The following is a 7,312-nucleotide window of genomic DNA, read 5'->3' on the forward strand; positions in this document are numbered from 1 at the left end:
ATTTCAGAATGAAGTTTCCTGGTTTTTCGCCATTTCTTGTGGGCGCGATTTTTCGTGCTGAGCGTCGAGACCCATGAGGCCCATCCTTGGCCCGATGCGCTGGACTGGGAGATGCGCGCCGGAGAGGCCGCCGCCGCCGCGCTTGCGCTCACGCCCTTCGCGTCGCTCGCCGATGCTGCACCACTCGTCGAAATATCGGTGCGTCTGACCGACGATGCCGAGGTTCATGCACTCAACCGCGATTTTCGCGGCAAGGACAAGCCGACCAACGTCCTGTCGTTCCCGCAGGTCCAGGCCGATCTGCTCGAAAGCCTGGCAAACAGCGACGACGGCGAAATCCTGCTTGGCGACATCGTGCTCGCGCGGGAAACCTGCGCGCGCGAGGCGGAAGAGAAGGGGATTTCGGTCGTCGATCATGCGACGCACCTGATCGTCCACGGAACGCTGCATCTGGTCGGATACGACCATATGGACGATGTGTCGGCCGCCGCAATGGAGGCGATCGAGGTGAAAGCGCTTGCATCGCTGGGCATCGCCAATCCATATGCGGATCAGGATTAACAGGGAAAAGCCGACCATATGCCCGACGACCAGGGATCTTCGAACCGATCGGAAGAGGACAGTAGTACACCCGGACTATTGTCCGGGCTGAAGAAACTGTTGTTCGGTGGCGACAAGGAACCCTCGCTGCGCGAGCAGATCGAAGAGGTCATCGACGAGGCCGAAGAAGAGGGCGACGAGCGGCGCGGCAGCAACATCGTCGGCGACCTGTCGTCGATCGAGCGCAAGATGCTCCGCAACCTGCTCCACTTCGGCGAACAGACGGTCGACGATGTCGCGGTGCCGCGCGGCGAGATCATCGCGATCGCCGAAACCGCCAGCTTCGAGGATATTGTCGCGATCTTTGCGGACGCGGGACACAGCCGCCTGCCGGTCTATCGTGAAAGCCTCGACGAGGTCGTCGGCATGATCCACGTCAAGGATGTGTTCGCCGTACTTGCCGAAAACCGGGCCGCCCCGCCACTCATCGATCTCATTCGCCAGCCGCTTTACGTGCCCCAGTCGATGGGCGTACTCGACCTGCTCGCCGAAATGCGCGCGAAACGTACCCATCTCGCAATCGTCATCGACGAATATTCGGGCACCGAAGGCCTGCTGACGATCGAGGATCTGGTCGAGGAAATCGTCGGCGAGATCGAGGACGAGCATGACGACGAGCCCGAGCCGCTGATCGTCGCGGGCGATCATGGCTGCTGGGATGCCGACGCGCGCGCCGAACTCGACGACGTCGGCGAGGCGATCGACCCGCGGCTCGCCGAGGTCGAGGAAGACGTCGATACATTGGGCGGGCTCGCCGCGGTACTCGCGGGGCATGTTCCCGAGGTCGGCGAGATACTCGTCCACCCGAGCGGCTGGCGCATCGAGGTGACCGAGGCCGACGAGCGCCGCGTCCATCGCCTGCGCCTCCACCCCCCGGTCGTGGTCGATCTGGAGGCACCGTCGGAACGGTCCGAGGAATTCTGACGCGATTGCCATTGCCGGTCTAAAGGACTAGGCGAGGCCGGATGGAAGTTTCCGACCTTCGCATCGCCCTGTTCAGCGGCAACTACAATATGACGACCGACGGTGCGAACAAGGCGCTCAACCGCCTTGTCGGCTTCCTTCTGGCGCACGGCGCCGCGGTGCGCGTCTATTCGCCGACGGTCGCCAACCCCGATTTCGAACCGACAGGCGATCTCGTCAGTGTGCCGTCAGTCGCGATTCCGGGGCGCAGCGAATATCGCATTCCGGTCTCCTTCTCGTCGCGCGTTCGCGAAGACATCACCGATTTCGCTCCGAATATCGTTCATATCTCCAGTCCTGACCGTGTATCGCGGCAGGCCGCGGCGTGGGCGCGGCGGCGGCGGCTTCCGGTCGCCTGTTCGGTGCACACGCGTTTCGAAACCTATGTCCGCTATTATAATCTGTCGTTCCTCGAACCCGTGATGGTCGCCTGGTTGCGCAAGCTGTACCGCAAGTGCGATGCGCTGATCGCGCCGTCGGAAAGCTTTGCGCAGGTGCTGCGCGAACAGCGAATGAACTACGACATCGGCATCTGGACTCGCGGCGTCGAGCAGACGGTGTTTAATCCTGGCCGCCGCGACATGGAATGGCGACGCTCGCTCGGTATCGAGGATGACGTGCCCGCGATCGCCTTTCTCGGCCGGCTCGTCATGGAAAAGGGGCTCGACGTCTTTGCCGACGCGATCGACGTGCTCCAACGGCGCGGCGTTCCGCACAAGGTTGTCGTGATCGGCGAAGGGCCAGCGGGCGAATGGTTCGAATCGCGCCTTCCCGACGCCAGTTTCGTGGGCTTCCAGGGCGGCGAAGACCTCGCCCGCGCGCTCGCGTCCTGCGATATTTTCTTTAACCCGTCCGTCACCGAGACTTTCGGCAATGTGACGCTCGAAGCGATGGCGTGCGGTCTCCCCGTCGTAGCCGCGCGGGCAACCGGCAGCGCCAGCATCGTCAAGCATGGGCAGACGGGCTATCTCGTCGCACCCGGATCGATCACGGGTTTCGCCGACCATCTTCAGCGCTATTGCCGCGACACTCCGCTGCGCGCCGAGCATGGCGCGGCGGCGGTATCCGAAAGCGGCGCGTATCAGTGGGACGCGATCAACCAGGCGGTCGCCGATACCTATATCCGGCTGATTCGCCAGAAGCAGCGGCGCCGGGGCTGAGCGTCCGATGGCCGGGGACCTGTTCGGCGGGGACGCATCCACGGAGCGCGAAGGGGCCCCGATCGGCCCCGTGCCGCTCGCCGAGCGACTTCGCCCGCGGACCTTGGCCGATGTCGTCGGGCAGGAACATCTTACCGGTCCCGAAGGTGCGATCGGCCGCATGGTCGCGGCGGGCCAATTGTCTTCGATCATCCTCTGGGGACCGCCGGGCACGGGCAAGACGACGATCGCGCGGCTGCTGGCCGAAGCCGTCGGCATGCGCTTCGCACCGCTGTCGGCCGTCTTTTCGGGCGTAGCCGACCTCAGGCAGGCCTTTGCCGACGCCGAAAGGATGGCCGCGGCGGGCAAGCGCACGCTGCTCTTCGTCGACGAGATCCATCGTTTCAATCGAGCGCAGCAGGACGGTTTCCTGCCCTATGTCGAGCGCGGCACGGTGGTGCTTGTCGGCGCGACGACCGAGAATCCGAGCTTTGCCTTGAACGCGGCGCTGCTCAGTCGCGCGCAGGTACTCGTGCTGGACCGGCTCGGCGAGGCCGCGCTCGGGACGCTCATCGAGCGCGCCGAGGTCGAGGTCGGCCAGCGTCTGCCCGTAACCGACGGGGCGCGCGCGGCGCTGATCGCCAGCGCCGACGGCGACGGGCGCTTCCTGCTCAACCAGGTCGAGACGCTCTTCTCTGTGACGATCGAGGATCCGCTCGATCCCGTCGAACTCGCGCAGTTCCTCCATCGCCGGATGCCGGTCTATGACAAGGATCGCGACGGCCATTATAATCTGATCTCGGCGTTCCATAAGGCGCTACGCGGGTCGGATCCGCAGGCGGCGCTCTATTGGCTCGCGCGGATGCTCGTCGCGGGCGAGGAGCCGCTCTATGTCCTTCGCCGAATCACCCGCTTCGCGAGCGAGGACATTGGTCTCGCCGACCCGCAGGCGCTGGTGCAGTGTCTCGCCGCCAAGGACGCCTATCAATTCCTCGGATCGCCCGAGGGAGAACTCGCGATCGTACAGGCGTGCCTCTATTGCGCAACCGCGCCCAAGTCGAACGCGGCCTATGCGGCACAGAAGGCGGCATGGGCCGCAGCGCGCGAAACGGGAAGCCTTGCGCCGCCCGCCAACATCCTCAACGCCCCGACCAAGTTGATGAAAGATCTGGGTTATGGCGCGGGCTACAGTTACGACCATGACGCGCCCGACGGTTTTTCCGGCGACAATTACTGGCCCGATGATATGGCGCCGGCCACCTTCTATCGCCCCGTCGACCGCGGGTTCGAAAAGCGCATCGCCGAGCGTATCGCCTGGTGGGACGAGCGGCGCCGCGTGAAGGAATGACGTCGGCCTTGCTCCGCGAGGCCAATGTCGATGCGCTGTTCGCGAGCGATGCCGCGACGTCCAAGTGGCGGCGCGTGGATCTTTCTGACTGATCGCAAGATGCTTCCGACGGCTATTGCTCTGCGGTCCGGCGCAATTCGTGTTCGACAAGATGCCCGTATCGGCGTCGGTCGCGCGCGATGGTGACGGCAATCGCTGCCCGCGCGGAGGCAATGCCTTCTATGATCTGGATATTCAGGACAACCGGCTGGTGTTGACGCGCCTCTGCTTCCAGCCCATGCAGCCCTTTGGGCGCGACATAGAGGTCACCGCCGGGACATTGGAAGACTGAGTCACGCTGGCGAGATGGCTTTGAAATTCGACAGCTGGGAGGATGTGGTCGCGTTCGCGTGCGCGCTTTCCGATGTCGAGATGCTTTCCTTTTATGGCACGCCCTGTCCAAAGCTCAACGGCAAGGCGCTCGCTTCGCCGGGCCGTGAGCCCGGAAGCTTTGCTGTCATGTGCAAGCCTGACGAAAAGGAAATCCTGCTTGAAACCGATCCCGACACCTTCTGGCAGACACCGCATTATGAAGGCTGGCATGCGATCCTCGTCCGCTTCGGATCCGATGATCCCGAACGGATCGGCACTGTCCTTCGCCGCGCTTGGTGGGATCGCGCTAAAAAAGGCCAGCGACAGGCGTTTGGCGATCGTCCCTGACATACTGCGTTTCATCGCTGCGGCGCTCCTCATCGGCGCGGCCCCCGCCGCGGCGCAGGCGCCGAAGCCAGGCGCCGAATTGAACCGCGCCTGGGCGGCGGGCTATCGCGCCGCCTTCGTCTGCTCCTCGTTGTGGAACGGGGGTGGCAAGCCGATCACTGCGATCGAACGCGACGAGCTCACCGGCATCTATCCGGAGATCGAATCCGATGTTCGGGCGCTCGAGGCCGACGTCGACGAGGGAGCTAAGCGCGTCAGCGTGATCTATCGCGACGACATGCCGCCGCGCATCGCCGAATGGACCGGGCGCGAAGGCTGTGTCACGCTGCCGATCGGCGCGCGGGCGGGCGCGGCGCAGACTTCGCTGCCACGGCGCCCGGACCTCGATGGCCAGCCTTGGCCGTTCGGTGACAAAGGGGCGAACTGGCTCGCGCCCAATGGGATGACGGCGTTCGAGCAGACGGCGATCGACATGGGCCGTTTCGGCGGCCGCACAAGTTCGCTCCTGATCGTCAAGAACGGCCGCATCGCGCTCGAACGCTATTGGGGCGGGCACGACATTCACACGGCGCAGCGCACCTTCTCGGTCGCCAAGTCGATGGCGGCGACGCTGATCGGTTATGCGGTGCAGCAGGGCGCGATCGACGTGACGAAGCCCGCCATGATCGCCGAATGGCAGTCGCCCGGCGATCCGCGTGCCGCAATCACCACCGAACAGCTGATGCGTATGGCGAGCGGCCTTACCAGCGACACCGCGGGCAACCGCAGCGATGCCATTTATATGGGCGGCGCATCGGTGCGGCAGTGGACCACGCAATGGCCTCTGCTCAATCCCCCGAACAGCCGCTATCGTTACGCCAATAACGACACGCTGCTCGCGACGCTGTCGCTGAAGGCGGCGCTGAAAAAGGCGGGTATGCCGCTTGATCCCGCTGCCTTTTTCGACCGGCTCGGCATGACGCGCACCTTCGTCGAGCATGACAAGGACGGTGACTATATATTGTCGAGCCAGGTATGGACGACCGCCCGCGACCTCGCGCGGCTGGGCCTGCTCTATGAGCAGGACGGCATGTGGCAGGGCGAACGCCTGCTCTCTGAAAACTGGCGCCGCTTCGTCACTACCGCCAGCGGGCCGCAGCCTGACGGAGCTTTTGGTTATGGCGCCGGCTTCTGGCTGCTCGACAAGTCGGACGGCGTTCCGGCCGACGCCTTCGGTGCGTTCGGAAACCGCGGCCAATATGTCATCGTCATTCCCTCGCACGCGCTGGTGATCGTGCGGCAGGGCTATGACGACGACAAGGCGCGGCTCGACATCGCGAAGCTCGTGGCGGCAGTGGTCGCCGCGGACGGCAACGACCGGCGTTATTCGAAGGGCGGGTAACGTTCGAACGCCGGCAGATCGTTCAGCTTCTCCATCCAGCCGATGCGTTCGGCCGTCTGTATCTGGGCCTGTGCGGGTATCGCGTCGGGGTCGTCGAGCGTCGCGGTCTGGACGTCGATCTGATCCGGGAAGATCGCGTCATTGGTATAGAAAAGCCCGGTTCCGCAATCGGCGCAGAAATGGCGGCGGCCATGTTCGGACGAGGCATAGACTTTTGCGGTACCGCTGATGTCGATTTCGTCATTGCCAACCAATGCCCAGCCGACTAGCGGCGCGCCCGAATGGCGGCGGCAGTCGCTGCAGTGGCAGAGTGCGTGATGTTGCACGGCAGTACTCATCGAATAGCGGATCGCGCCGCAATGGCACTGGCCGCTGGCACGGGGGGCTTCGTCGGTCATCGCTCTCTCCTGAAGGAATTGAGTGGAGAACATAACATAAACATGATCGCGCTGACAATGACGCCGGAGGTAGGCATTAGCGGGATGTTAACCACAAGCTTCTAGGCCGCTGAGACACGGATTTTGGGGAACTTCCATGGATCGGAGCGGATTGGAGAGGTGGGCGTCGAGCCGATCGAAGGCGATGCCCGTCCGCCGGAGCCTGTCGCGATGAAGCTGGTCATCCAGATCCCGTGCCTGAACGAGGCCGAAGACCTCCCCGCGACGCTCGCTGCGTTGCCGCGCAGGGTCGACGGTATCGACACGATCGAAATCCTGGTCATCGATGACGGCAGCACCGACAACACCGCGCAGGTCGCACGCATGTGGGGCGTTCATCATGTGGTGCGCCATCGCACCAACCGCGGGCTCGCCGCCGCGTTCCGCTCGGGTATAGATGCGGCGCTCGCCGCGGGGGCCGATATCATCGTCAACACCGACGCCGACGGCCAATATGTTGGCGAGGATATCGCCAAGATCGTCGCTCCGATCGTCGACGGGCGCGCCGATATCGTCGTCGGGGACCGCGGCGTCGGCGACAATGCGCATTTCGGACCGGTCAAGCGGCGGCTGCAGGAACTGGGCAGCGCGATGGTCCAGCGGCTCGCCAACGTCGATATTTCCGACGCGGTCAGCGGGTTCCGCGCGATCAGCCGCGAGGCGGCGCAGCGCATCAACATCACGACCGAATTCAGCTATACGACCGACATGCTGATCCAGGCCGGGCGCAAGCGCCTGTCGATCC

Annotated in this window: 9 protein-coding genes; 8 read left to right on the forward strand and 1 reads right to left on the reverse strand. The window is 64.2% G+C overall.

Annotated features, from left to right (window positions below; genetic code table 11):
- The first annotated feature begins 111 nt into the window (after positions 1-111).
- From ybeY to JHC57_RS06565, 7 genes are all read left to right on the forward strand, one after another.
- On the forward strand, positions 112-561 hold the full coding sequence (gene ybeY / locus JHC57_RS06535; RefSeq protein WP_294029207.1) for an rRNA maturation RNase YbeY: 450 nt from the start codon (positions 112-114) through the stop codon (positions 559-561).
- 18 nt (positions 562-579) lie between these two features.
- Complete coding sequence (locus tag JHC57_RS06540; protein WP_294029199.1) at positions 580-1,524, forward strand: hemolysin family protein; 945 nt, start codon at positions 580-582, stop codon at positions 1,522-1,524.
- A 41-nt stretch (positions 1,525-1,565) separates the two neighbouring features.
- Positions 1,566-2,723, forward strand: a complete 1,158-nt coding sequence (locus JHC57_RS06545; RefSeq protein WP_294029200.1) for a glycosyltransferase family 1 protein — start codon at positions 1,566-1,568, stop codon at positions 2,721-2,723.
- 7 nt (positions 2,724-2,730) lie between these two features.
- A complete protein-coding gene (locus JHC57_RS06550) occupies positions 2,731-4,050 on the forward strand; it encodes a replication-associated recombination protein A (protein ID WP_294029201.1) in 1,320 nt (439 codons plus the stop codon).
- Positions 4,051-4,189: 139 nt separating this feature from the next.
- Positions 4,190-4,381, forward strand: coding sequence for a hypothetical protein (locus JHC57_RS06555; RefSeq protein ID WP_294029202.1), 192 nt, complete (start codon positions 4,190-4,192; stop codon positions 4,379-4,381).
- Between the two features lie 14 nt (positions 4,382-4,395).
- Positions 4,396-4,749, forward strand: coding sequence for a hypothetical protein (locus JHC57_RS06560; RefSeq protein WP_294029203.1), 354 nt, complete (start codon positions 4,396-4,398; stop codon positions 4,747-4,749).
- Complete coding sequence (locus tag JHC57_RS06565; RefSeq protein WP_294029204.1) at positions 4,733-6,130, forward strand: serine hydrolase; 1,398 nt, start codon at positions 4,733-4,735, stop codon at positions 6,128-6,130. The genes JHC57_RS06560 and JHC57_RS06565 overlap by 17 nt, the downstream gene beginning before the upstream one ends.
- Here JHC57_RS06565 and JHC57_RS06570 read toward each other — a convergent pair.
- Entirely contained in the window at positions 6,112-6,528 is a 417-nt protein-coding gene (locus JHC57_RS06570) for a GFA family protein (RefSeq protein ID WP_294029205.1), read from the reverse strand. The two genes, JHC57_RS06565 and JHC57_RS06570, sit on opposite strands and share 19 nt — an antisense overlap.
- Before the next feature lie 210 nt (positions 6,529-6,738).
- Between JHC57_RS06570 and JHC57_RS06575 the strand changes: the two genes are divergently transcribed.
- Positions 6,739-7,312 (forward strand): glycosyltransferase family 2 protein (locus JHC57_RS06575; RefSeq protein WP_294029206.1); only part of this gene is annotated, 574 nt, incomplete at its 3' end.

The organism is Sphingopyxis sp. (genome assembly GCF_016463645.1).
Lineage (GTDB): Bacteria > Pseudomonadota > Alphaproteobacteria > Sphingomonadales > Sphingomonadaceae > Sphingopyxis.

What these genes read in the sequence shown, in the direction of transcription:
- ybeY (WP_294029207.1), top strand. Translation starts at nt 112, where the DNA reads ATGCGCGCCGGAGAGGCCGCCGCCGCCGCGCTTGCGCTCACGCCCTTC.
- JHC57_RS06540 (WP_294029199.1), top strand. Translation starts at nt 580, where the DNA reads ATGCCCGACGACCAGGGATCTTCGAACCGATCGGAAGAGGACAGTAGT.
- JHC57_RS06545 (WP_294029200.1), top strand. Translation starts at nt 1,566, where the DNA reads ATGGAAGTTTCCGACCTTCGCATCGCCCTGTTCAGCGGCAACTACAAT.
- JHC57_RS06550 (WP_294029201.1), top strand. Translation starts at nt 2,731, where the DNA reads ATGGCCGGGGACCTGTTCGGCGGGGACGCATCCACGGAGCGCGAAGGG.
- JHC57_RS06560 (WP_294029203.1), top strand. Translation starts at nt 4,396, where the DNA reads ATGGCTTTGAAATTCGACAGCTGGGAGGATGTGGTCGCGTTCGCGTGC.
- JHC57_RS06570 (WP_294029205.1), bottom strand. Translation starts at nt 6,528, where the DNA reads ATGACCGACGAAGCCCCCCGTGCCAGCGGCCAGTGCCATTGCGGCGCG.